Origin of the sequence: Flavobacterium hydatis, assembly GCF_000737695.1 — a bacterium.
Classification (GTDB): Bacteria; Bacteroidota; Bacteroidia; order Flavobacteriales; family Flavobacteriaceae; genus Flavobacterium; species Flavobacterium hydatis.
This window is the reverse complement of sequence record NZ_JPRM01000039.1, coordinates 1-22,461: the sequence shown is the minus strand read 5'-3', so window position 1 is coordinate 22,461 and position 22,461 is coordinate 1. Positions and strand designations below refer to the sequence as shown.

At 32.9% G+C, this 22,461-nt stretch carries 16 protein-coding genes; 4 read left to right on the top strand and 12 right to left on the bottom strand.

What is annotated here, in order from left to right; translation table 11 throughout:
* Positions 1–8: 8 nt before the first annotated feature.
* The 9 genes from IW20_RS20190 to IW20_RS20150 all read right to left on the bottom strand — a co-directional run bounded on the left by IW20_RS20190 (position 9) and on the right by IW20_RS20150 (position 8,963).
* Positions 9–776: an SDR family oxidoreductase gene (locus IW20_RS20190; protein ID WP_035626729.1), complete on the bottom strand. Its 768-nt coding sequence runs from the start codon at positions 774–776 to the stop codon at positions 9–11.
* 19 nt (positions 777–795) lie between these two features.
* Positions 796–1,521 (bottom strand): SDR family oxidoreductase, encoded by a 726-nt coding sequence (locus IW20_RS20185; protein WP_035626727.1) that lies wholly within the window; start codon positions 1,519–1,521, stop codon positions 796–798.
* A gap of 102 nt (positions 1,522–1,623) precedes the next feature.
* Positions 1,624–2,553, bottom strand: coding sequence for a helix-turn-helix domain-containing protein (locus IW20_RS20180; RefSeq protein ID WP_035626726.1), 930 nt, complete (start codon positions 2,551–2,553; stop codon positions 1,624–1,626).
* 108 nt (positions 2,554–2,661) lie between these two features.
* Positions 2,662–3,222, bottom strand: a complete 561-nt coding sequence (locus IW20_RS20175; RefSeq protein WP_051886034.1) for a 2'-5' RNA ligase family protein — start codon at positions 3,220–3,222, stop codon at positions 2,662–2,664.
* 117 nt (positions 3,223–3,339) lie between these two features.
* Positions 3,340–4,332 carry an NAD-dependent epimerase/dehydratase family protein gene (locus IW20_RS20170; protein ID WP_035626724.1) on the bottom strand — a complete coding sequence of 331 codons (993 nt, stop codon included), beginning with the start codon at positions 4,330–4,332 and terminating at the stop codon, positions 3,340–3,342.
* Complete coding sequence (locus tag IW20_RS20165) at positions 4,332–5,126, bottom strand: SDR family NAD(P)-dependent oxidoreductase (RefSeq protein WP_035626720.1); 795 nt, start codon at positions 5,124–5,126, stop codon at positions 4,332–4,334. Before IW20_RS20165 ends, IW20_RS20170 begins: the two co-directional genes overlap by 1 nt.
* A 131-nt stretch (positions 5,127–5,257) precedes the next feature.
* Entirely contained in the window at positions 5,258–6,364 is a 1,107-nt protein-coding gene (locus IW20_RS20160; protein ID WP_035626717.1) for a helix-turn-helix domain-containing protein, read from the bottom strand.
* A gap of 309 nt (positions 6,365–6,673) precedes the next feature.
* Entirely contained in the window at positions 6,674–7,663 is a 990-nt protein-coding gene (locus IW20_RS20155) for a PorP/SprF family type IX secretion system membrane protein (protein ID WP_035626714.1), read from the bottom strand.
* Positions 7,664–8,129: 466 nt separating this feature from the next.
* A complete protein-coding gene (locus IW20_RS20150; RefSeq protein ID WP_035626713.1) occupies positions 8,130–8,963 on the bottom strand; it encodes an AraC family transcriptional regulator in 834 nt (277 codons plus the stop codon).
* 103 nt (positions 8,964–9,066) lie between these two features.
* Here IW20_RS20150 and IW20_RS20145 point away from each other — a divergent pair, with 103 nt between their 5' ends.
* Positions 9,067–10,233 carry an MFS transporter gene (locus tag IW20_RS20145; RefSeq protein WP_035626711.1) on the top strand — a complete coding sequence of 389 codons (1,167 nt, stop codon included), beginning with the start codon at positions 9,067–9,069 and terminating at the stop codon, positions 10,231–10,233.
* 148 nt (positions 10,234–10,381) lie between these two features.
* The gene (locus tag IW20_RS20140) at positions 10,382–11,284 is read left to right on the top strand and encodes a carbohydrate kinase family protein (RefSeq protein ID WP_035626709.1); all 903 of its coding nucleotides are present in this window, start codon (positions 10,382–10,384) and stop codon (positions 11,282–11,284) included.
* Between the two features lie 169 nt (positions 11,285–11,453).
* Here IW20_RS20140 and IW20_RS20135 read toward each other — a convergent pair whose 3' ends face one another.
* Both IW20_RS20135 and IW20_RS20130 read right to left on the bottom strand, forming a co-directional pair.
* Positions 11,454–11,807: a CAP domain-containing protein gene (locus IW20_RS20135; protein ID WP_316930743.1), complete on the bottom strand. Its 354-nt coding sequence runs from the start codon at positions 11,805–11,807 to the stop codon at positions 11,454–11,456.
* A gap of 526 nt (positions 11,808–12,333) precedes the next feature.
* Positions 12,334–12,837: a CAP domain-containing protein gene (locus tag IW20_RS20130; protein ID WP_035626706.1), complete on the bottom strand. Its 504-nt coding sequence runs from the start codon at positions 12,835–12,837 to the stop codon at positions 12,334–12,336.
* Positions 12,838–14,085: 1,248 nt separating this feature from the next.
* Between IW20_RS20130 and IW20_RS20125 the strand changes: the two genes are divergently transcribed.
* Complete coding sequence (locus tag IW20_RS20125; RefSeq protein ID WP_035626704.1) at positions 14,086–16,641, top strand: adenosylcobalamin-dependent ribonucleoside-diphosphate reductase; 2,556 nt, start codon at positions 14,086–14,088, stop codon at positions 16,639–16,641.
* 241 nt (positions 16,642–16,882) lie between these two features.
* On the opposite strand, the gene IW20_RS20120 is transcribed toward IW20_RS20125, so the two are convergent.
* Entirely contained in the window at positions 16,883–17,290 is a 408-nt protein-coding gene (locus IW20_RS20120) for a hypothetical protein (RefSeq protein WP_035626701.1), read from the bottom strand.
* Positions 17,291–17,887: 597 nt separating this feature from the next.
* Between IW20_RS20120 and IW20_RS20115 the strand changes: the two genes are divergently transcribed.
* On the top strand, positions 17,888–22,461 hold a 4,574-nt coding region (locus tag IW20_RS20115), incomplete at its 3' end, for an FG-GAP-like repeat-containing protein (RefSeq protein ID WP_035626698.1).

Genomic DNA, 22,461 nt, shown 5'->3' with positions numbered 1-22,461 from the left:
AATTATTTTTATAAATTCATTCCACCCGAAACTTCAATACGTTGAGCGTTAATCCATCGGGCATCTTCAGTACATAAAAATGCTACAACACCACCTATATCATCAGGTAATCCGGCACGACCTAATGCAGTTACAGATTTTACGTAATCATTATATTGCTGAATGTCTCTAACGGCTCCACCACCAAAATCGGTTTCTATAGCTCCAGGAGCTACAACATTGGCTGTGATTTTGCGGTTACCAAGTTCTTTAGCAAGGTATTTTGTAAATGTTTCTATTGCGCCTTTCATCGAGGCATAAGCTGAATAACCAGGTCCAGTAAATCGTGCTAATCCTGTAGAGATATTAATTATTCGACCACCATCTTGTAAAAAAGGCAATGCTTTTTGAGTCAAGAAATAAACACCTTTATAATTAATATTCAGTAATTGGTCAAATTGTTCTTCGGTAGTTTCAGCGAAAGAAGCATTTATTCCGATGCCAGCATTATTGATTAAAAAATCAAAACGTTCCGCGTTGAAAGTATCTTTTAAAGCTACTGTAATTCGATCATAAAAAGTATCAAAACTCTTTATATCTCCACCAGTATTAAGTTGTAAAGCAACAGCTTTTTGTCCTAGTTTTTCAATTTCGGCTACAACAGTTTTCGCTTCATCTTCGTTGCTATTATAAGTAAGTATAACATCAATTCCCTTTTTTGCAATGCTTATTGCCATATTTCTTCCTAATCCTCTGCTACCACCAGTTACTAAGGCTATTTTTGTGTTTGTTGTCATTTAGATTCTTTTATTGTTATTAATTAGCATTCATTTGGTCGAATGCAGTTTTTAAATCGGCAGCACTTGCATTGGCTCTCGTTTCGCTAGAACCAAATGTAAGTTGGTCTTTTCCTTCTTTTAATTGTTCAAAAATAGATTCGATAAAACTTTCTACGCTTGGTGCAGTATTATGTAAACCAATACCTCCAAGGTCAGTATTTAGTGCTGGCGGAATTATTTCGATTACCTCAATGTTTTTTGCTTTTAGCAAATGACGAAGCGATAAGGTAAATGAACGAAAAAACGCTTTTGTTGCCGAATAAACAGGCACTTTGGCATAAGGAGAAAAAGAAAGTCCTGATGTTACATTCATAACCGTTTTGAGCGATTTTAAATTAATGAAAAGTGAGATTAAATGTAACGGAGCTTCAATATTAGTTGCTATTTCAGTTTTTGCACGTTCAAAAAAATCTTCGTCAGAAACATTCATCCATTGCTGAATTCCGGCATTATTTACAAGGACGTTTAAATCGCTGTGATTTTCGGATATCCATTTATAAAGATTTATTCGTTCAGATTCAATCGATAAATCGCATACTTTGGTAATTACAGTAGGGAACTTATCGGTAACTTCTTTTAAGACCGATTCGCGTCTTCCACAAATAATCACAGTATTGTTTTCCTTAATAAATCTTTCGGTAAGTCCTAAACCAATGCCGCTTGCGCCACCAGTAATTAGTATTTTATTGTTCTGTAATTCCATTGCTATATTTATTTTAAAATTGATAAGACAAAGGTAGGAACGAAGTAAAACGGAAGAATTGCAAATATCAATCTGATGTTTGCAAAATTCAAATCAGACAAATTATGTGCGGAATGATAATGGGGTAAGAGTAGTTTGTTTTTTGAAAAAATTAGAAAAGTGTGCTAGCTCTTCAAAACCAAGCGAATATGCAATTTCAGATATATTCCAATCTGTTTCTTTTAATAGAGTTTTTGCTTTCTGAGTTAGTCGGCTACTTATTAATTCGGTAGTTGTTTTACCTGTATTTTCTTTAAGTACTTTGTTAAGATGATTTATATGTATGGATAATCGTGTTGCGAAATCTTTAGCTGTTTTTAATTCCAATCTTTGGTGTGGAGATTCTATAGGAAATTGTCTCTCAAGTAATTCTATAAATAACGATGAAACTCTGGCTGCAGAATTATGTTTGGAATATAAAGCTGTTACGGGCTGTAATTTTTGCCCAAAATGAATTAACTCGGATACATAATTACGAATTAAATCGTACTTGTAGAGGTAATCAGAATTGATTTCTTTATGTATCTTTTGGAATATCAATTCGATTTCTGCAGTTTCCTCATCCGTTAATAGAAAAATAGGATAACCATCTGATTTAAAAATTGGAAGCTCGTCGAGTTCTATTCCGTTTTTATTTCCTGTTATAAATTCGGATGTAAAAACACAAAAATGCCCCGATTGATAAATGTCTTGTGGTACATAATGATAAGGGATTTTTGGAGTTGCAAACAGAATAGCATTTTTTTCAATATCAATTACTTTGTCGGCATATTCGGCTCTGTTTTTACCTCTTATTAAACTTATTTTGTAGTAAGCTCTTCGGTCATAAGGCATAAAAGGTTTTTCTCGAAGTTTTTCCCAGAGTTCTTTTGTGTTGAAAACATTAAAGTGACCAATTTCCTTTTTTATATCATTTGGTAATAACGAACTTGGATCTATATCTGAACCTTCAGTGAGATTTTTGTAAAATTCGTCTATAGAAGTTGTTTTCATACAAATGATTTGTGAAATTCAAATATACGAAATTTGTTTTTTTGGTTGATAGTTTATAGTTTATAGTTGTTGGTTGCCGCTATTCTTTTTGTTCTGCTAGATTTAAAACTAAAATAAAGTTCCTTGTATTAATTCTGGCTGCGTATTACCGTTGAATATAAATGTGTCGATTACCGAAAATTGTTTTACAACTTCATCAAATTGTCTTAGTACGATACTATCGCATATAAAGTTGGTATTAATTGTAGTGAATAGTCGATTTGCAATTTCGATATTTTCAGAAGTTAATCTTCTTGCAATAGATAGATGCGGATTATCACTTTTTTTCATATTCGAAATAACCAGCGATTGTTGAACCCGTTTCATAATTGGTTTTAATTTGTTTTTAGAATCCTCGTTTGGAGTTATTACAAACGCACCATTAGAATAAGAATCGAATTTGTTTAATTGTACCTCAAATGAAGTAAAAGAATCACATAAACGGCTTAATTTAGCTTTAACCAGTTCAAGTTCTTTGTCTGAAGCTTTAAATTCGCAGATGGTAATATGTGCAACAGAGTTTTTGCTGTTAAACCATTTTATTTCATTAGCCAATTGTTCTTTCATCGATTTGATCAAAGCAATTGTTGTCTCTGGAGGATATATAGCTACTGAATAATGCTTTTGCATGATGGTTTTGTTTTGATGTAAAAATATGAAAAAGGTATAAAGGTGCAAAGGTGTAGAGATACAAAGATTTTCTGTAGAGATGCACCGCAGGGCGTCTTTCATAAATAGATTTATTTACTACTTATGATGAGCAGTTTTGTTAAATTTAGTTCTACTTTCAAAATATTTTAAAGCATCATTTATAGCAACTTCGGTATGTCTGTAATTTATTCCTAATTCTTGTATCGATTTTTCATTAGAATAAAAATTATCAATGCAAAGTGCTTTCATATTGGTAGAGCTAATGCTTGTTTTAATTTTTAATAATCTAATAAGATCTCCCAAATAACCTAATCCTATTAAAAGAGGTTTTGGAATCTTTATCATAATAGGGTTTTGATTTGCAATTAAATTAAGTTTCTCGAAAAACTCGAAGTAACTAAGATTTTTATTTGCCAAAATGTATTTTTCTTTATTTCTCCCTTTTTCTAAACTCTTGATAATTCCAGATGCAACATCTTTTACATGAACAAAGTTTTTTCCTCCCGGAGGATAAAATAAGATTTTCTTTTTCCAGCCCATCAAGATAATTCTCCCTGAGCTTGGTTTTGTGTCATAAGCACCAAGCATAAAAGTTGGATTTACTATTATAAGTTTCATTTTATCACTTTTTTGCAATAAATACTCTTCTGTCTCTAATTTGCTTTTGGCATAAAACGAAGTAGTAAAAGGCAATTTTATTCTCTTTGTTTCATCTCCCAAATCGGATAATGAACCAAATCCTAATGTGTTTGCAGTGCTAACGAAAATGAACTTTTTGACATTGCAATTAATGGCCGCATTGAATAATTGGATTGTAGCATCGTAATTTATTTTTTGGTAATCACGATAATTAATTAAGCTTTGATTTGTTTCAGCGGCAATATGTATCACATAATCTATGTTGTTTAAAGCTGAGGTTAAATCATCAAATAAGTTGCCTTGATATAATTCTAGATTCAAATGATTATTACCTTCAAACTTTGCTTTATCACGTATTAATCCTTTTACAAAATAGTTATTCTCTAATAATGTTTCGACCAGATTAGTGCCTAGTAAACCATTAATTCCTGTTACGAATACTTTTTTCATTATACAATTTCTCTTTTAATTGCTCGTGTCATTAATGGCAATCGTATTCCTATTGGTAAAATTTTTAGTATTGCCCAACTAATAGGGTTTACCATGATTACACAATCTTTTTTAAATAATTGTTTGATGCAATATTGAGCAACTTTCTCCGGATCTAATAAAGTTAGTTTTCCTAAAAAACCTTGTTTCTCTATTCTCGATTTAATTTCGTCGTTGGTTTTCATTGCACCAGGATTTACAACACTTACAAAGACATTTGTATCTTTTAATTCCTGATATAAACCTCTTGAAAAGGAATGGATAAAGGTTTTGGATGCAGGATAAACCGTTTTGTAACCAATGGGAGAAAAAGCCGCCATACTCGAAACATTTAAGATATAAGATTGTTTCTGTCTCATTAAATTAGGCAATAACTGATGCGTTAGTATAGATGTTGCTACAACATTTACCTGCATAATAGTATTGATATAATCGACTTTGGCATCGATGAACTTTTTTGTTCCGCCAGTTCCAGCATTATTGATTAAAATATGAACTTCAAAGTTCTTGTTTATCCAATTAGAAAGCGCTAGAACATTATCAGAAACAGATAAATCGGTTTCGAAATGAGATGTTTTTACGTTGTATTTAGTCATTATTTCATTGGATAAATCCAAAAGTCCCTGATTGGGTAAACTTACCAATATAAGGTTCATTTTTCTTTTGGCAAATTCCAAAGCAAACTCTTTTCCTAATCCCTGACTTGCGCCTGTGATGACAACAAATGATTCTTCTGATTTTTTTTCGGTTAACATAATCTCTAATTTATTGCAGCAAATGTAGATTTGATTATAACCGTAAATGTTCGTGTTTATAACAAAGAACCCCTTTTGTGTTGAGGTAAGTATTTGTAAATGAGATGTTGTTTTTAGGCAAAAGTTCGAACTTATAAACTTGGACTATTCTTTTTGTACTCGGATGGAGTTTGGTTGGTGATTTTTTTGAACGTATTATTAAATGAGGTTTTTGAGTTGAAGCCAGATTCGTAGGCAATACCTAAAATAGAAAGGTTATTCATTTCCTCTTTAGCCAATAACTCTTTTGCTTTTTCTACACGATATTTATTAATGAACTGAAAGAAGTTTTCGTTAAAACCAGAATTAATTGCATACGATACTTGGTGTGGCGTACGGTTTACGAGTTCGGATAATTTTATGAGATTTAATTCACTATCCAGATATGGTTTTTGCTCAAGCATTATGCGATTTAGCTCCGTTTTTATAACAACCAATTCGGTATCAGAAATAACTTTTCGTTTTATTTCGATTAGTTCTTCTTGCTCATTTATTAAGATAATCTCAGAGCGTTGCTTTTCATCCAAAGGGAAAATCTCTTTTTGTTTAAGAGAGTAATATGCAATAATAAAAATGATTACTAACGAAGCACTATTTATAAAAACGTTTAGAGTAGAAGAATAAAAGAACACATTATAAACTGTAACAATTATGCTCATTGACAGAATTAAAAAAATGATGTATTCTAACCAGTTTAAATCAATTTCATTAGCATTAGATGAAAAAAGGAGTGTGTTTTTTTTATGTTTTCTAATCTTTAAATATGAAGCTAGAACATAAAAAATAGATTGTGCGAGCATAAGTGTAATCGAAAATAATTTAAGAGAAGTTGAGTTTTCATTTATACTCAAGAGTAATACAAAAAAGAATATTATTGGGAGAACTAGATATTTAAAGTCGTATTTGCTGAATTTGTAATTAGGATTTGTAAAAAACACAATACTAAAATAAAATACAAGTGGTGTTGTAAACTGAATAAAGTGGATAAATAAATTTAAAGACTCACTTACTTTGTGATTGCCTAGAAACAATGAAATTTCATCAATCCAGAATGTTGCCCATAAAAACAGAAATATTCCGAAACAAAAATTTGCTTTCTTGTTTACATTTAGCGGATTAGTTATCTTAAGAAATGAAAGCAAAATGAGTGACCCGAAAATCAAAATTATTATTAAGGAATTAAGTTCACTTATGATCATTATGCTTTTGTTTAAAATAGTTTATCAAATTTAAGCATTTCAGACTTGGATAAACTTTTTTAGATAAAAAACTGCATGATTAATAGGGTAGGTTTGTTTGATTTTTAAGTCAATATTATTGAATATGTTGCAGTTTAGTGTTTGCTTAAAAAATCACAAAATTAAGTTTGAAAAGATTTTTTATGTTTTTTGAGATTCAATATATTAGCAAAAAAAATATCAATGCCAAGTTACTTAAAAAGCGAATAACCATTTTAGGCTATTCGCTTTTTTGTTTGTTATAATCGGTTGTCTTTGATTATTCTGGAACTATAAATTTATTGCAGGACATTCACATTCGTAACGTTCTTTTTTGCAGAATAAATTTATTCCTAATGTAACTTGATGATATGCTCCGCTATCAAATTGTATATCGCCTATAACTTTAGAATAGGTGTAAGCAAACATGAAGTTTTTGTACTTAGCACCCAAAATAGGAGTTACGTATTGTAGGTTTTGTTTAGAAACATCAATGCCATCATAGTATTCGGTACCGTTAAAGTTTCTTCGGTAGGATAAAGCTGCCCAGATATTGCCTTCACCAATTTTTTTATAGGCTTTTAAGTTAATATCAAATATTTTTTCTTTGGTCTTATCTACAAGCTGAAAAAGGAATGAGGGTTCTATCCATATTTTCTTTTTACTCCCAAAAGTATATCCTGCGCTCAAAAGATATTTTCGGATATTTTTACTTTCTGCTTCTGTATATAATTGGCGTCTTGTTTCTAGAGCACCTTGAACTGTGGCATGGGTATAAAAATTTAAAAAATTATAAGATGCACCAAAATCAACATTAAAATATGAATCTTTCAGCACGCCTCCAGTAACAATTGGGTCAAACCCAATAAATGAAGTTTCGTCTAGCTGACTCTGAATAACTCCAGCATTTACACCAAATGAAAGTTGGTTTAAGTCCATTTCATCTCTTGAAAACATAATGTGATATGCATAAGTAAGTTTTACTCCTTTTTGAGAATGATATCCATTTTTATCATTAAAGAGTATGATTCCTGCACCAGTTCTATCTCCAATTCGGCTACTAAGGCTTACAGTTTGAAGCGAAGGAGCATCGTCTTGCCCAGACCATTGGCTGCGTGATGTTACTCTTAGTTTAGTACAATCAGAAGCACCTGCCATTGATGGATGTATCAAATAGTAGTTGTCTGATAAATAATCTGAGTATATAGGGATTCCTTCTTGAGAATAAGAATAGGAAAATATAAATAATAAAAGAACTGAAAATCTAATTTTAGTATACATCAAAGCCGTAATGGTATTTATTAAAATGGTAAGAGGCTATTATACTGAAACACACTTGTTTTCACGATATAATAAACACCTGGATTTTTACAAAGTACGCTTAGAAAGGATGAGCTGATTACCGCAATAAGCCATAAAAGTTACTGAATAAGCCAGCTTTTTTTTGGGAAAGGTTCTGAGACACTAAGGTTCTGAGGTGCTAAGAGACAAAGGTTTTTTTAGGAAAGGTGCAGAGGTACTAAGGTTCTGAGGTTGCTTAGTTTGTGATTTCTTTTTATTGTTTTTCATTTACGCAAAGGTCAAAAACCACAACGATTGTTATAAACCCAAACTAAGCAACCTTTGAACCTTTGTCTCTTAGCGCCTTAGAACCTTAAAAAAAAATCCGTTTTTATCTGTGTTTTCACTTTAGCGAATCCGTATCATCCGCGTTCCATTATGGGCTATCACACGCACGTCTTACAATTTACAATTTTTTGAAATCGCTGGGATTCATGTTTTTTCTTTTCTTGAAGTAATTTGATAAATGACTTTCATCTGTAAAACCAAACTCATAAGCAATTTGCTTGATGGGCATTTGGTTGTTGGTAATTCTTTTTTCGATTAATAGCGTTCTTAGATTATTGATATAATCACGATAACTAATAGTAAATGTTCTTTTGAAATAAGCACTAAAATAAGTCTCAGCTATATTAAAATGAGCTGAAATTACCTTTATCTGAACTAGTTTTGGGGAATAAATATTCTGATGAATATAAGATGTAATTTGTTCGCTATCAAAATGATTTCCTTGTACTTTAGGATTCATGCTACGTATAGTTTCTTTGATTAATCCGAAGATAGAAAGTATCTGATAGAATACGATTGGTGAAGTTGTTACATCTATTCGGCTATTGTAAGCCGTAATATTTTCTATTGTATTTTTTAGAATTGTTTTGCAGGGTTCATCTAATTTCAGAACTGTTTCTTTTAAGAGTTTATCCCGCATAAAACACTCTGGAGTATTAAGTAATAAATCATCGCAGAAAAGACTTTTATTTGAATTGAAATAATTATCTGTGAATTTTATATATACAAATCGGGTACATTTCTTGATATCAAAACAATGCTCATCTTCGGGCGAAATTACAAATAGATCACCTGTTTTGTACGGAAGTAAGTTTTTGTTAAGATGATGAACTCCATTGCCTTTCACGATATAAATAATTTCATAATAGGTATGGCCATGAAAAGGAAGGTGAAATTTTTCTTCTTCAAATTCATCTATAACAAGTGTTTCAAATTGATTTAATTTCGGCATGCTTTATATGTACAAGTTAATGTTGTAAATATACAATTTATTTAAATGTTGCTGGATGTAAATTTGCGCCATAGAAAATCTATTCCTTTTCTAGAAAAATAAAATGAAAAAAAGTCTTATTGCGCTCTCATTGGGCGGTTTAACTATTGGAATCACAGAGTTTGTGATGATGGGTTTGTTACCTGATATTGCTCAGAATATGAATGTTTCAATTCCTGTAGCAGGATATTTAATTTCTGCCTATGCTTTAGGTGTTGTAATAGGTGCACCATTATTGGTTATTATAGGAAGGAATTATCCGCCTAAGAAAATGCTTTTAATTCTGGCAATGATGCTGGCTGTATTTAATGCACTTTCGATTATTGCGCCTACTTACGAAATATTATTTGCATCGCGATTACTCTCGGGATTACCTCACGGAGCTTTTTTTGGGGTTGGAGCTGTTGTAGCAAGCCGACTTGCCGATAAAGGAAAAGAAGCTCAGGCAGTTTCTATCATGTTTTCGGGATTAACATTGGCAAATTTAATAGGTGTCCCTATCGGAACATATATCGGACATCATTTTTTATGGCGTTATACTTTTGTACTAATTGCAGCAATAGGATTGCTTACATTTCTTTTTATTTATTTGTGGATGCCAAATCTGGAATCAAATAAAAACGAAAGTATGAAAACTCAATTGCAGTTTTTTAAGAAAACTGAGGCTTGGTTAATAATTGCAATAACTGCAATAGGTTTTGGGGGATTGTTTTCCTGGATTAGTTATATCGCGCCTTTGCTAACTAATGTTTCTGGTTTCTCGCCCGAAAATGTTCCGTATATCTTGATTTTAGCAGGATCAGGAATGGTAATAGGAAACTTTATAGGAGGAAAATTGGCTGATAAATTTTCGGCAGCAACTACCGTTATCATGTTACTTTTTGTAATGGCTATCGATTTGCTTTTGGTTTATTTCTTTTCATATAATCAGTATGCCTCTTTATTTTTAACCTTCTTAACAGGTTGCGTTTCGTTTTCTATCGTTGCGCCAATCCAGATGTTAATGATTCAGACAGCAACTGGAGCAGAGATGATTGCTTCGGCAGCGATTCAGGCAAGTTTTAATATAGGAAATGCATTGGGAGCATTTTTAGGAGGATTACCTCTGATAGCAGGTTACAGTTATGCTTCGCCTAATTTAATTGGGGTTGGAATGTCGTTTCTTGGAATGCTCTTTACCTTTATATTTATACAAAGAAAAAAATACGTGATGCAATTACAAAGAGCTTAAAAAATAAATATTTTATAAAAAGACAAGTCTATTCGGTTTGTCTTTTTTGTTTGCTCAAATATTTCTTGCTCATTTGGTTACATAAAATGAAAAATTATTTTTACTTTACGATGCAGGTTTTGGTAGCAATATTTAAATTAATTTCAGGATGAATAACAGAAAAAAACTTAATGCGGTTTCTTACGGTGAAGTACTTTGGGATGTTTTTGGCAACGAAAAGAAAATAGGAGGAGCTCCGCTTAATGTAGCTTTGCGTATGAAAGCATTGGGTTGCGATGTTGCTATGGTGAGTTGTGTGGGTAATGATCCAGACGGAATTGCTATTATAAATCAAGTCAAAAATCTTGGTCTAGAAACCGATGCTATTATTAAATCGGAGGAATTCCCGACTGGTTTGGTTCAAGTTTCATTAAATGAAAATGGTTCGGCTAGTTATGAAATTAATTATCCATCGGCATGGGATAAAATTGTTTTAAATGATGCTGCAAAAAAGTTGGTTGCTCAAGCCGATGTACTTATTTACGGAAGTTTGGTTTGTAGGGATTCTGTTTCGCGTTTAGCACTAGAGGAATTACTTAAAAATGATGTTTATAAGGTTTTTGATGTCAATTTAAGAAAGCCACATTACTCGTACGATATAATCGAGAAGCTAATGCAATCGGCTAGTTTTATAAAGTTTAATGACGAAGAATTGTTAGAAATTGCTTCGGCTATGGATTCTCCTTTTGTTGATTTAGAGGAAAATATGGAGTTTATTGCCGAAAAAACAAACTCTAAGGCTATGTGTGTAACCAAAGGTAAACACGGAGCATCGTTATTATGGCAAGGTAAGTTATATCATAATAGTGGTTACTCAATAAAAGTAGTAGATACGGTAGGAGCAGGAGATTCTTTTCTGGCAACATTAATTACTTCATTACTTACAGATAAATCACCTCAGGAATCGATAGATCTTGCTTGTGCAGTTGGAGCTTTGGTAGCAGGGTCGGCAGGTGCAAATCCTGAAATTTCTTATTCTAAAATAGAAGAATTAATGCTTAAAGAATCTTAGATTTTTCATTGTTTTTGATGGAGAATGATATAAAAAAAAAACACTCTTTTTAGGAGTGTTTTTTCGCTTTTGGATATTTCAATAATTTAAGATGTGGTATTTCTTTAATTAATTTTTATTGGATGTTGCATTTATTGTAAGATCAAAAAAACTTTTTTGATTTGTATTATTAATATTTCACAAAGATATTGGTGTAATATTTTCTGCCATTAATAGGGTTTTCGGTAACCGAAATGCCAAAATTAGTATAATCACCTATAATGTTTTTTTTGTGTTCAGGACTTGCTAACCAAGCATCCAGGGCAGCTTTTGGGGTGTTGTAATTATAAGCAATATTCTCACTTACTTTTATAACACCTAGAACTTTAATAATATCTCCTGAACGAGCTACAAAATCATCATGGCTTACAATATTATTAGTAATCATGTAATTATTGTGTTCTTCGGATTTAACAGAAACGTAGTTTATCTTTTCTAAAGTATTTAAGCCGATACTAGTTCTGTATTCATTTATTAAATCCATTACTTCTAATTCTGAAGAATTATAATTGTAGTCTATGACTATTTCAGGGATAGGTTTTGTTGTTTCATTACTATTACTACTGTCATTAGAACATGAATGGAGTGTAAATACTATCGTAATTAATGATATAATTAGACTTATGTTTTTTGCTATAATAAAAAATAATTTACTGATTCAGTTAGATTTATTTGATACGGCAAAGGTCAGGTCAATTTGTTTTTATTTCTATCTGTATAGGGTTTAAAATCAATACAATAGGTTTTTTTTACTTTTGTAGAGTAAAGGTTTTAAGGAATAAAGATTCGGATGGAGATTTGGTAGTGGGGCAGGCAGTTTACTGTGTGGATACAAGTGTGAAAAAACGCGAATTGCACGAATTGTCACTAATTTGTTTGTGAAATTAATTTCACAAACAAGATTAATCTATTGAAATATTTGTATCCTGACGGAAGATTGTCAGAAAGAAAATCCTGAAATTCCTTATTATAAAATAGAAGTCTTAATGCTTTAAGTATAAGCTAATAGATTAATATTTTACAAAGATGTTTGTGTAATATTTTCTTCCATTGATGGGATGTTGTCTCACCGAAATACCGAAGTTGGTATAATCTGCCATAATATTTTTTTTGTGCTCTGGACTATTTAGCCAGGCATCTAAGGCTTCTTGTGGAGTATTATAATTATAGGCAATGTTTTCGCTGACTTTTATAACGCCCAAAGTTCTGACGATATCTTTTAGTCGATCAGCAAAGTTATCATGACTTACAGCGTTATTTGCCATCATATAATTGGTATGTTCTTCGGCTTTAACAGAAAGGTAATTTATCTTACCTAAGGCATTTAAGCCTTTACTAACCCTGTATTTATTAATTAAATCCATTGTCTCTAGTTCTATAGGTGTGTAATTATATTCTACAACTACTTCATGGATAGGCTCCGGTTCATTACTAATACTAGTATCATTAGAACAAGAATAGATGGTAAATAGTAGTACGATTACTAATGCTATTTGGTAGTAATTTTTTGCCATAATAAAATATATTTTATTAACTCGTAGGCTGTAAGTACTCCGTCTGTTCGCTTCGCTCGGTCTATGAAAGTTTTATCTAACAGGTAATAAGGAAAGTAGATTTGACACTTTCAAAAAAAAAAGACGTTTCTTATTTAAAACATGTATAGCTTGTTGTCCGAAAGAAATAGTTTTAATGCATGCTTATGTAAGCTATATTTCTATGTTCTAAAAATTAATTTACACCCAACGGGTATTCTATTAATTATAATGCAGTTGTTTATTGTAGTAAAGTTCGGTAAAAATATTTTTGGTTGTATTTGTAATTTGCTTAAAATCAGCATTGTATGTATTTATTTTTTATGTATATTTTAGCTTCAAAGGTTCTGAGTTACAAAGGTTCAAAGGTTCAAAGGGACAAAGGTTCTAAGGTTTTTTGTAGGGACGTATTGCAGTGTGTTTAAAAGGTTGAGAGTATTTACTCTTTTTTCTTTTAAAGGTTCAAAGGTGCTGAGGTACTAAGGTTCTAAGGTTCTAAGGTTTTTTATAGGGACGTATTGCAGTGTGTTTAAAAGATTGAGGGTATTTACTCTTTTTCTTTTAAAGGTTCAAAGGTGCTGAGCTACTAAGGTTCTAAGGTTTTTTGTAGGGACGTATTGCAGTGTGTTTAAAAGGTTGAGAGTATTTACTCTTTTTTTCTTTTAAAGGTTCTGAGGTTCTAGGGTTTTCTGTAGAGGCGCACCGCAGTGCGTCTCCCGTAATAAATTCCATAAACCAAATCCATAAACCAAATCCATAAACTGAATCCTAAAACCAAATCCTAAAACCGAATCCTAAAAAGAAAACCAAATCTATAAACCGAATCCTAATACCAAACAAAAAAACCTGTGTGAATCCAAATTAACGTAACGCTAAAATATATTGCGGAAAACAGATAGCAACATATCTTCAACGGGAAAATTTATTATTTGTTAAAACTCTTAATAAGGGGAGTTTTCTCTAAAAAAAGTCCAAATTTTTGTGAATTATTGATGGTATTTAACAGCATAAAAACTGTTTTAGTAATGATGTATTTTTGTGATTAAAAAATTACAAAGTATTACATTAAAAATAAAAATTTGTTAACTTTTTGATGTTAGTAAATTTTTAACGTGTTGATTTTTAGTTATTTGAATTGATTTATTTGTAAACTTTTTTATTATTATTTTTTTAGTAGTTTAATTATTTTTAAATTTGCTTCAGGATTTAAATATTAAAATTATCAATATCATGGACAAATTATTAGCTACAAAAAACAATGCAATTATGTACACTCAGGATGAGGTTATGCAAGCATCTTTAGAATATTTTAAAGGCGATAGTCTTGCTGCGACCGTTTGGGTGAGTAAGTATGCACTTAAAGATTCTGAAGGCAATATTTTTGAGTTATCTCCTAACGATATGCATCAACGTATTGCAAGAGAAATTGCTCGTATTGAAAAAAAGTACGCTAATCCTTTATCTGAAGTTGAAGTTTTTGATTTGATAAAAGATTTTAAATATTTAGTTCCACAAGGAAGTCCAATGACAGGAATTGGAAATCCATTTCAGGTGGCATCATTATCGAATTGTTTTGTAATAGGAAATGACAATTCTGATTCGTACGGTGGAATCATGAAAACGGATCAGGAGCAAGTCCAGCTTATGAAACGTAGAGGAGGAGTTGGTCACGATTTATCACATGTTCGCCCAAAAGGTTCACCAGTTCGAAATTCAGCTTTAACATCTACAGGATTAGTACCATTTATGGAACGTTATTCTAACTCGACTCGCGAGGTTGCACAAGATGGTCGCCGTGGAGCATTGATGCTTTCGGTATCTATTAATCATCCTGATGCTGCCGATTTTATTGATGCCAAAATGGAACAAGGAAAAGTTACAGGAGCGAATGTTTCTGTGCGTATAGATGATGAGTTTATGAAAGCTGTTAAGGCTGATGAAATATATGTTCAGAAATATCCAATATTTAGTGATAATCCTTTGTATACTAAAGAGATTAAAGCGAAAGAACTGTGGAATAAAATTATTCATAACGCATGGAAATCTGCAGAACCAGGTATTTTGTTTTGGGATACTATTATTAATGAATCCTTGCCTGATTGTTATGCCGATTTAGGATACAAAACACTTTCTACAAATCCATGCGGAGAAATTCCGCTTTGTGCGTATGATTCTTGCCGTTTATTGGCTATTAATTTATTGTCTTATGTAAATAATCCATTTACTAAAGAAGCTTCATTTGATTTTGAGCTTTTCAAGAAACATGTAGCTGGGGCTCAAAGAATAATGGATGATATTATTGATCTTGAATTAGAAAAAATTGATGCTATATTAGGAAAAATAGATGCTGATCCAGAAAGTGACGAAGTAAAACTTGTAGAGAAAAATTTATGGCTTAATATCCGACATAAAGCTAAAGAAGGTCGTCGTACCGGAATTGGAATAACTGCCGAAGGTGATATGCTTGCAGCGCTTGGGTTACGTTACGGAAGCGACGAAGGAGTTGTTTTTTCTGAAAAAATACATAAAACACTAGCTATCGAAGCTTATCGAGGATCAGTAAACTTAGCCAAGGAACGTGGTATGTTTACTATTTATGACTCCGAAAGAGAAAAAAACAATCCGTTCTTACTTCGATTAAAAGAAGCTGACGAGGCATTGTATTATGAAATGAAAGAACACGGTCGTCGTAATATTGCTTTGCTTACTATAGCACCTACAGGAACAACGAGTTTAATGACACAAACGACATCGGGTATTGAACCAGTTTTCTTGCCTGTTTACAAACGCAGAAGAAAGGTAAACCCAAATGACAAAGATGCTCGTGTAGATTTTGTAGATGAGGTTGGAGATAGCTGGGAAGAATATGTAGTATTTCACCATAGATTTAAGGAGTGGATGCTTATTAATGGATATGATGTTACTAAAAACTACAGTCAGGAAGAAATAGATGATTTAGTTAAAAAGTCACCTTATTATAAAGCGACAAGTAATGATATCGACTGGTTGAGTAAGGTTCGTATGCAAGGAAAGATTCAGAAATGGGTAGATCATTCCATATCTGTTACTATAAATGTACCCAATGAAACACCAGAAGAAATGGTGGATAAATTGTATATGGAAGCTTGGGAAGCAGGATGTAAAGGGGTTACAGTATATCGTGATTGTTCACGTTCGGGAGTTCTTATTGCCAATACCGAGAAGAAAGAAGAAACTGCTCCTACGGTACCAAGTATTTTCCCGACTAAACGTCCTCAAGTATTAGAAGCCGATGTGGTTCGTTTTCAGAATAGTAAAGATAAGTGGATTGCTTTTATAGGATTGCTTGACGGCAGACCTTATGAAATTTTTACAGGACTTGTAGATGATGAAGATGGTATTTTAATTCCGCGTTGGGTTTCGGAAGGACTTATTATCAAGAATAAAAAAGAAGACGGAACTACTCGTTATGATTTTCAATATAAAAATACCAGAGGTTATAAAACAACTATCGAAGGTCTTTCGCATAAATTTAATCCTGAATATTGGAATTATGCCAAACTAATATCAAGTACTTTACGCCATGGTATGCCAATAGATAAAGCTGTTGATTTAATAAGCAGTCTTCAGTTAGACGGTGAATCTATAAATACTTGGAAAAATGGTGTTGCTCGTGCGCTTAAGCGTTATATCGTAGATGGTACCGAAGCCCATGGTCAAAAATGTAGTAATTGTAACTCTGAGAATCTTATTTATCAAGAAGGCTGCCTTACTTGTAATGATTGTGGATCATCTAAATGTGGGTGATTTTAAGGTTCTAAGGTTCTGAGATACTGAGGTTCTAAGGTTTTTTTTGAGGCTCTAAGGTTCTGAGATACTGAGGTTCTAAGGTTTTTAGGAACAAAGGTTCTAAATTTTTAAGAAAAACGGTATTATAAATATATTAAATAAAACGCCTGCAAGGATTCTTTGCAGGCGTTTTTGTCTTTTATCTATTTTCTATTCTCTATTCTCTATTCTCTCCAAGTCTTTCATCTCCAAATCTAAATCATCTTTTTTTCTCATAAGTAGATTCTGTTCCGTCTGCAGCAATAATACCATTAAAAACGATTAATTTATTTTTTATCAAAGAGAAGTATATTTTTTCTTTATTGTCATTGAATGTAAAACTATAATTGGCTCTACGATTATTTATTGCTGTATCTTCTGGCGTAACAGTAAAGGTTCCGTTTTCGTTTTTTTTGCCTTCATAATAGCGTTCATAATTTTGCCCTTCAAATTTTAGCAAATTACCATTTCCGGCTTTAAAGGTTGGATCAACTTGGGCTACCTGAATGCCTTCAATATGTCTGAGTTCCCATGTTCCGTTCAATTCATCTGATACGGATTTCTCTTGACAACTAATAATTGTAAGAAATAGCATAGTAAGTAGCGTTTTTTTTAGAATGTTTTTCATATGTTTTATTTGTAAATATTTAATTTATAGTGTGTTATGGTTGTTGTTAAATGAATAACGAATTTAAACAAAAAAGATTTGAATTACGAGCTATTTCAGTTCATCTGAGACTAAATTTATCTTTTAGTATAGATTGTGTTTTTCTTATTTGCTTGTTATTCAGATAGTTTGTTTCAAAATTAAACGCGTTTCATCTTCGAATATGCAACATGTATTTGAGAAAAAAACAACATAGAGGGCACTATCTTTATTCAGAATAATATATTGTGATGCCTATTTAAGCAATATTAATTCTTTTATACCACAGGATACCTAAATTAATTTTCCGCCCAAAAAAACGTATTTAATTGCCTTATTTCAAATTATTAAAATACCTAATATTAGTTAATTGCGAATAGTCTTGTTTTTGTGTATCGAGAATGTTTACCAATTATTATACAGCAGTTTTAGAATATAATAGCCCCCTTTTTACCTAAAATTTAAAAAATACTTGGCATGGTTTATAACTCTACGCATTTTTTTACGATAATATCTTTTTTGTTACGTTGGATAGTATTTCTATTTTGTAAACAAAAGAAGCAACTTTTTTTAAGCTCAATGTCAATTGTGATTTTGGGGATTCCCTTTTGTGGAATAGCTCAAAATCCGGGTGGGATTTCGGGAGAAGTCTTATGGTATAAAGCAAACTCAGGAGTATCTTTAGTTTCTGGCAATGTAGCTGTATGGAATGACTCTAGCACAAGTGCCAATAACGCCACACAAATTACTACAGTAAATCAGCCTGCTTATACTACTAATGGTATTAATTTTAATCAGGCAGTTACTTTTTCTGGCGCTAATTATTTAACAACTCCAACAACTAATTTACCATCAGGCAATAGTGCCCGTACAGTATTTGTCGTAGCTACATCTACTAATACTCAACCAGGTAATAGTTGGGTTTATGGTTATGGTACAGCAAGTTTAGCATCAGCTTTTAATATAGGAAAAGTATCTGGCTCAACAGCTCTTTATGTAAATGGGGTTAATGATGATTCAGAATCTACCCCTGGTTTTTGGAGTGCCAATGTACCCAAATTAGGTAGAGTTATGTATAGCGTACCTACAGTATCATTTTTTGACGCCGGAGTACCTATTGGAACAGCTATTCAAACAGGCTGGAACACAGTAGTTGCACCAAATAGCGGAAGAATAGGTTCTTATGTAAATAGTACTAGCGACCAATGGAATGGTAATATAGCCGAGGTAATCATATATCCATCATTAGTAACAGGAACTCCTGCATTAAGTGTAGAATCTTATCTAGCTATAAAATATGGTATTCATAAAACAGGAAATTATCTTAGTGGTTCTGGTACTGTTGTTTGGGATGCAGTTGCAAATGTATTGTATGATAATGATGTATTCGGGATTGGACACGATAATGCTTCTGGATTAGTGCAAACACAATCGAACAGTGCGAATACTGGTAGCGGAGATGGTACGGGACAAAGCGGAAAAGGAAATATTATAATAAGTAATCCTTCGTCATTAGCCAATAATGGTTTTATAATGATTGGTCATGATATAGGACTTTTGGCGGAAGCCGATATAACTATTGGAGGCAAACTAACAAAACGCGTACAAAGAATCTGGAGAGCTCAAACTACGGGGAATCCAGGAACTGTAACTTTAAGTTATGATATAACCGGACAAACTTATTCCGGACAAAACGCTAATGATTTTGTTTTATTAGTAGATCCTACAGGTTTGGGAGATTTTGTTGGAGGTTCTGTAGTAAAATATACAGGAGCATCGCTTGCAGGAAATAAGGTTTCTTTTAATACAGTAAGTTTACCAACGGGTGCTGTGTTTACAATTCAGACATTAGGAGTTCCGCTTGTTCAGGCAACTAATATCGCTTTTACAGGAACTACGGCAACTAGTACTACAGCAAGTTGGACAAACGGAAGCGGTTCATCGAGAGCGGTATTTGTATACGCTGGAGCTAGTGGTAGTGCTTTGCCAATTGATTTGACAAGTTATACTGCAAATGCTGTTTTTGGTTCAGGAACACAAATTGGTTCAACTGGTTGGTATTGTGTTTATAATGGTACAGGAACGAGTGTAAACATAACAGGATTGACTCCCACAACGACCTATCAGGTGATGACGCTTGAATATAGTGCTTCGATTCTTGGAAATGAAGTATACCTCTCTACGATAAGTACAGGTAATCCGGGAGGAATTACTATCCCGAATAATGTGGGGACTTTAAGTAATTTAAGTATAAGTGAAGGGACATTAGCTCCGGTTTTTGCAACAGGTACTACAATTTATACTGCAACAGTAACTAATTCGACATCAAGCTTAACGCTAACACCAACTACAACAGATAGTAATGCAACAGTAAAGGTAAATGGAGTTGTGGTAACAAGTGGAACAGCTTCTGGAGCAATTACTTTAGTCGTTGGTCTTAATGTTATTACTACAGAAGTTACAGCTGAGGATGGAATTACAATAGAAAACTATATTCTAACAGTTGACAGGGAACCATTGGGAGCAAGCGCATCACCAACAATAGCCAATTTTAGCCCACAAACAGGTCCAGTTGGAACAACAGTAATAATTACCGGAGCTAATTTTGGAGCTACAATAGCTGAAAATATAGTGTTTTTTGGAGCTACTCGAGCAACTGTTACAGCGGCAACTCCAGTTAGTTTAACAGTAACGGTTCCTGTAGGAGCAATTTATCAAGCTATTTCAGTTTTAAATACTACAACTGTGTTGTCAGGATATTCGAGTATACCTTTTATTACAACTTTTGCACCTAATAAAGGAAGAATAACAATTGATGATATTATGCCAAAAGTAGATTTTGCAACTGTTAATTTTGTACAAGCTACTACAAGTGGAGATTTTGATGGAGACGGTAAGGCTGATATAGCGGTAACTTTTTCTTCTGATAATCTTGTGGCTATTTATCGTAATACTTCTGTTAGCGGTACGATCGATGCATCATCTTTTACAGCCTCTGGGACTTTTGCGACAGGTACGACTCCAATTTTTATAAGGACAGGAGATCTTGATGGTGATGGTAAACTAGATATCGTAGTGACGAATACTTTTACAGGTACAAATACAATTTCTGTTTTAAGAAACACTTCATCTGGAACCGGAAATATTGGTTTTACGGCACATCAAGATTTTAATACAGGAGATAAACCATACGGAGTAGTAATTGGCGACATTGATGGTGATGGAAAGGCTGATATTGTTACATCAAATCTTAATGGAAATTCGGTTTCAGTTATAAGAAATATATCCTCAGGAATAGGCAATATTAATTTTAACGCTAAAGTTGATTTTAGTGTTGTTAATAGCCCTTACGGAGTCACTTTAGGAGATTTAGATGGTGATGGTAAACTTGATATGGTTGTTACTAATAGCAGTACAACTGAAACAATATCGGTTTTTCGTAATATTTCTACCAATGGTACAATTAATTTCGATCCAAAAATAGGTTTTAGTACAGGTTTTACAGCTACACGTGTACAAATTGGTGATTTAAATAAAGATGGTAAACCTGATATTGTAACTGGAGGAGGAGGAAATACTTTTATTTATATTTTGCAAAATACATCGGCTGCAATAGGGAGTATCAGTTTTGCTCCAAAAATTGATTTGCCAATTGATGCAGGTATAAATGATTTTATAATAGGAGATCTTGATGGAGATGGTTTTCCTGACCTGGCAGGTGGTATGCAGAATTCTTTATTAAACATTTTACGTAATTCAGGATCTGGAGGAACTATAAGCTTTGTTCCTAAAGTAAGTTTCATTAATAATAGTTTTGCTACTGGTGTAGTTATCGATGATTTTGATGGAGATGGTAAAAGTGATATCGCTACTGTTAATAATAATCGTACTCTTTCAGTATTTCGTAATAATCCTTTATTTGCCCCAACAGTTCAGGCAACCAATGTTGTGTTTACAGCTACTACGAAAACAACAACGACAGCCAGTTGGACAAATGGTAATGGCTCTTCAAGAGCAGTATTCATGAATGCAGGTATTATTGGTAGTCCTTTGCCAATAGATGTTACAGTATATACAGCAAATGCTGCTTTTGGTACAGGAACACAAATTGGTACATCAGGCTGGTATTGTGTTTATAATGGTACAGGAACTACTGTGGATATAACAGGATTAACTCTTGCAACGAATTATAGAGTTATGGTGGTGGAGCAAAATGGTTCAGCAGGTGACGAGATGTATTTATCGACAGTAAGTACAGGTAATCCTGCAAACGTAATCACTCTAAATAATGTAGCGACATTAAGTAATTTAACGATTAGTCAAGGTACGTTAAACCCTGTTTTTGCATCAGGAACTACGATTTATACTGCTAATGTAGCTAATGCTGTTACAAGTTTAACAGTAATGCCAACTGCAACAGATAGTAATGCTACTGTAAAAGTAAATGGAGTAACGGTAACTAGCGGAAGTCCTTCTTTTTCAATTTCTTTGCTGGTTGGAGCTAATGTTATCAACACGTTAGTTATTGCTCAGGATGGTACAACAATAGAGACTTATACGGTAACAGTAACCAGAACAGCTCTGCCTGCAATTGTAACAACAGGAACATTAGCAGCCTTAACGACTACTTATGGTACAGCTTCGGCATCTACTACCTTTAATGTTTCAGGTACGGATATGCTTGAGGGGATTTTAGTTACTGCACCTTCAGGATTTGAGATAAGTACAGATGATGTTACTTTTACAAATACTGTTACGGTTGGAGCAACTGGAGTTATTGCATCTACGCCAGTTTACATTAGATTAAAAAAGAATGTCCCAGCGGGAAGTTATTCTGGCGATATAATTTTAACCAGTGATAGTGCGATAACAGTAAATGTGCCTACAGTTTCTAGTACTGTAAATAAAGCAACTCTAACAGCTACTGCCGATAATAAAACTAAAATTTACGGAGCAGCAAATCCAACGCTTACCATTACATATTCAGGATTTTTCAATAGCGAAACAGAGGCAAGTTTACTTACTCCACCAACGATTGCTACAACAGCCGCTTTAGGAAGTCCAGTTGGAAATTATCCAATTGTAGCCAGTGGCGGAGTAGATCCAAATTATATTTTTGATTATGTTGATGGAAATTTAGCAGTAACAGCAGC

Excerpts from the sequence above, each read along its gene's own strand:
- IW20_RS20160 (WP_035626717.1), bottom strand. The coding sequence starts at position 6,364 with ATGATCATAAGTGAACTTAATTCCTTAATAATAATTTTGATTTTCGGG.
- IW20_RS20130 (WP_035626706.1), bottom strand. The coding sequence starts at position 12,837 with ATGGCAAAAAATTACTACCAAATAGCATTAGTAATCGTACTACTATTT.
- IW20_RS20175 (WP_051886034.1), bottom strand. The coding sequence starts at position 3,222 with ATGCAAAAGCATTATTCAGTAGCTATATATCCTCCAGAGACAACAATT.
- IW20_RS20125 (WP_035626704.1), top strand. The coding sequence starts at position 14,086 with ATGGACAAATTATTAGCTACAAAAAACAATGCAATTATGTACACTCAG.
- IW20_RS20135 (WP_316930743.1), bottom strand. The coding sequence starts at position 11,807 with ATGGATTTAATAAATGAATACAGAACTAGTATCGGCTTAAATACTTTA.
- IW20_RS20180 (WP_035626726.1), bottom strand. The coding sequence starts at position 2,553 with ATGAAAACAACTTCTATAGACGAATTTTACAAAAATCTCACTGAAGGT.
- IW20_RS20120 (WP_035626701.1), bottom strand. The coding sequence starts at position 17,290 with ATGAAAAACATTCTAAAAAAAACGCTACTTACTATGCTATTTCTTACA.
- IW20_RS20140 (WP_035626709.1), top strand. The coding sequence starts at position 10,382 with ATGAATAACAGAAAAAAACTTAATGCGGTTTCTTACGGTGAAGTACTT.
- IW20_RS20150 (WP_035626713.1), bottom strand. The coding sequence starts at position 8,963 with ATGCCGAAATTAAATCAATTTGAAACACTTGTTATAGATGAATTTGAA.
- IW20_RS20170 (WP_035626724.1), bottom strand. The coding sequence starts at position 4,332 with ATGAAAAAAGTATTCGTAACAGGAATTAATGGTTTACTAGGCACTAAT.
- IW20_RS20165 (WP_035626720.1), bottom strand. The coding sequence starts at position 5,126 with ATGTTAACCGAAAAAAAATCAGAAGAATCATTTGTTGTCATCACAGGC.
- IW20_RS20185 (WP_035626727.1), bottom strand. The coding sequence starts at position 1,521 with ATGGAATTACAGAACAATAAAATACTAATTACTGGTGGCGCAAGCGGC.
- IW20_RS20155 (WP_035626714.1), bottom strand. The coding sequence starts at position 7,663 with ATGTATACTAAAATTAGATTTTCAGTTCTTTTATTATTTATATTTTCC.
- IW20_RS20190 (WP_035626729.1), bottom strand. The coding sequence starts at position 776 with ATGACAACAAACACAAAAATAGCCTTAGTAACTGGTGGTAGCAGAGGA.
- IW20_RS20145 (WP_035626711.1), top strand. The coding sequence starts at position 9,067 with ATGAAAAAAAGTCTTATTGCGCTCTCATTGGGCGGTTTAACTATTGGA.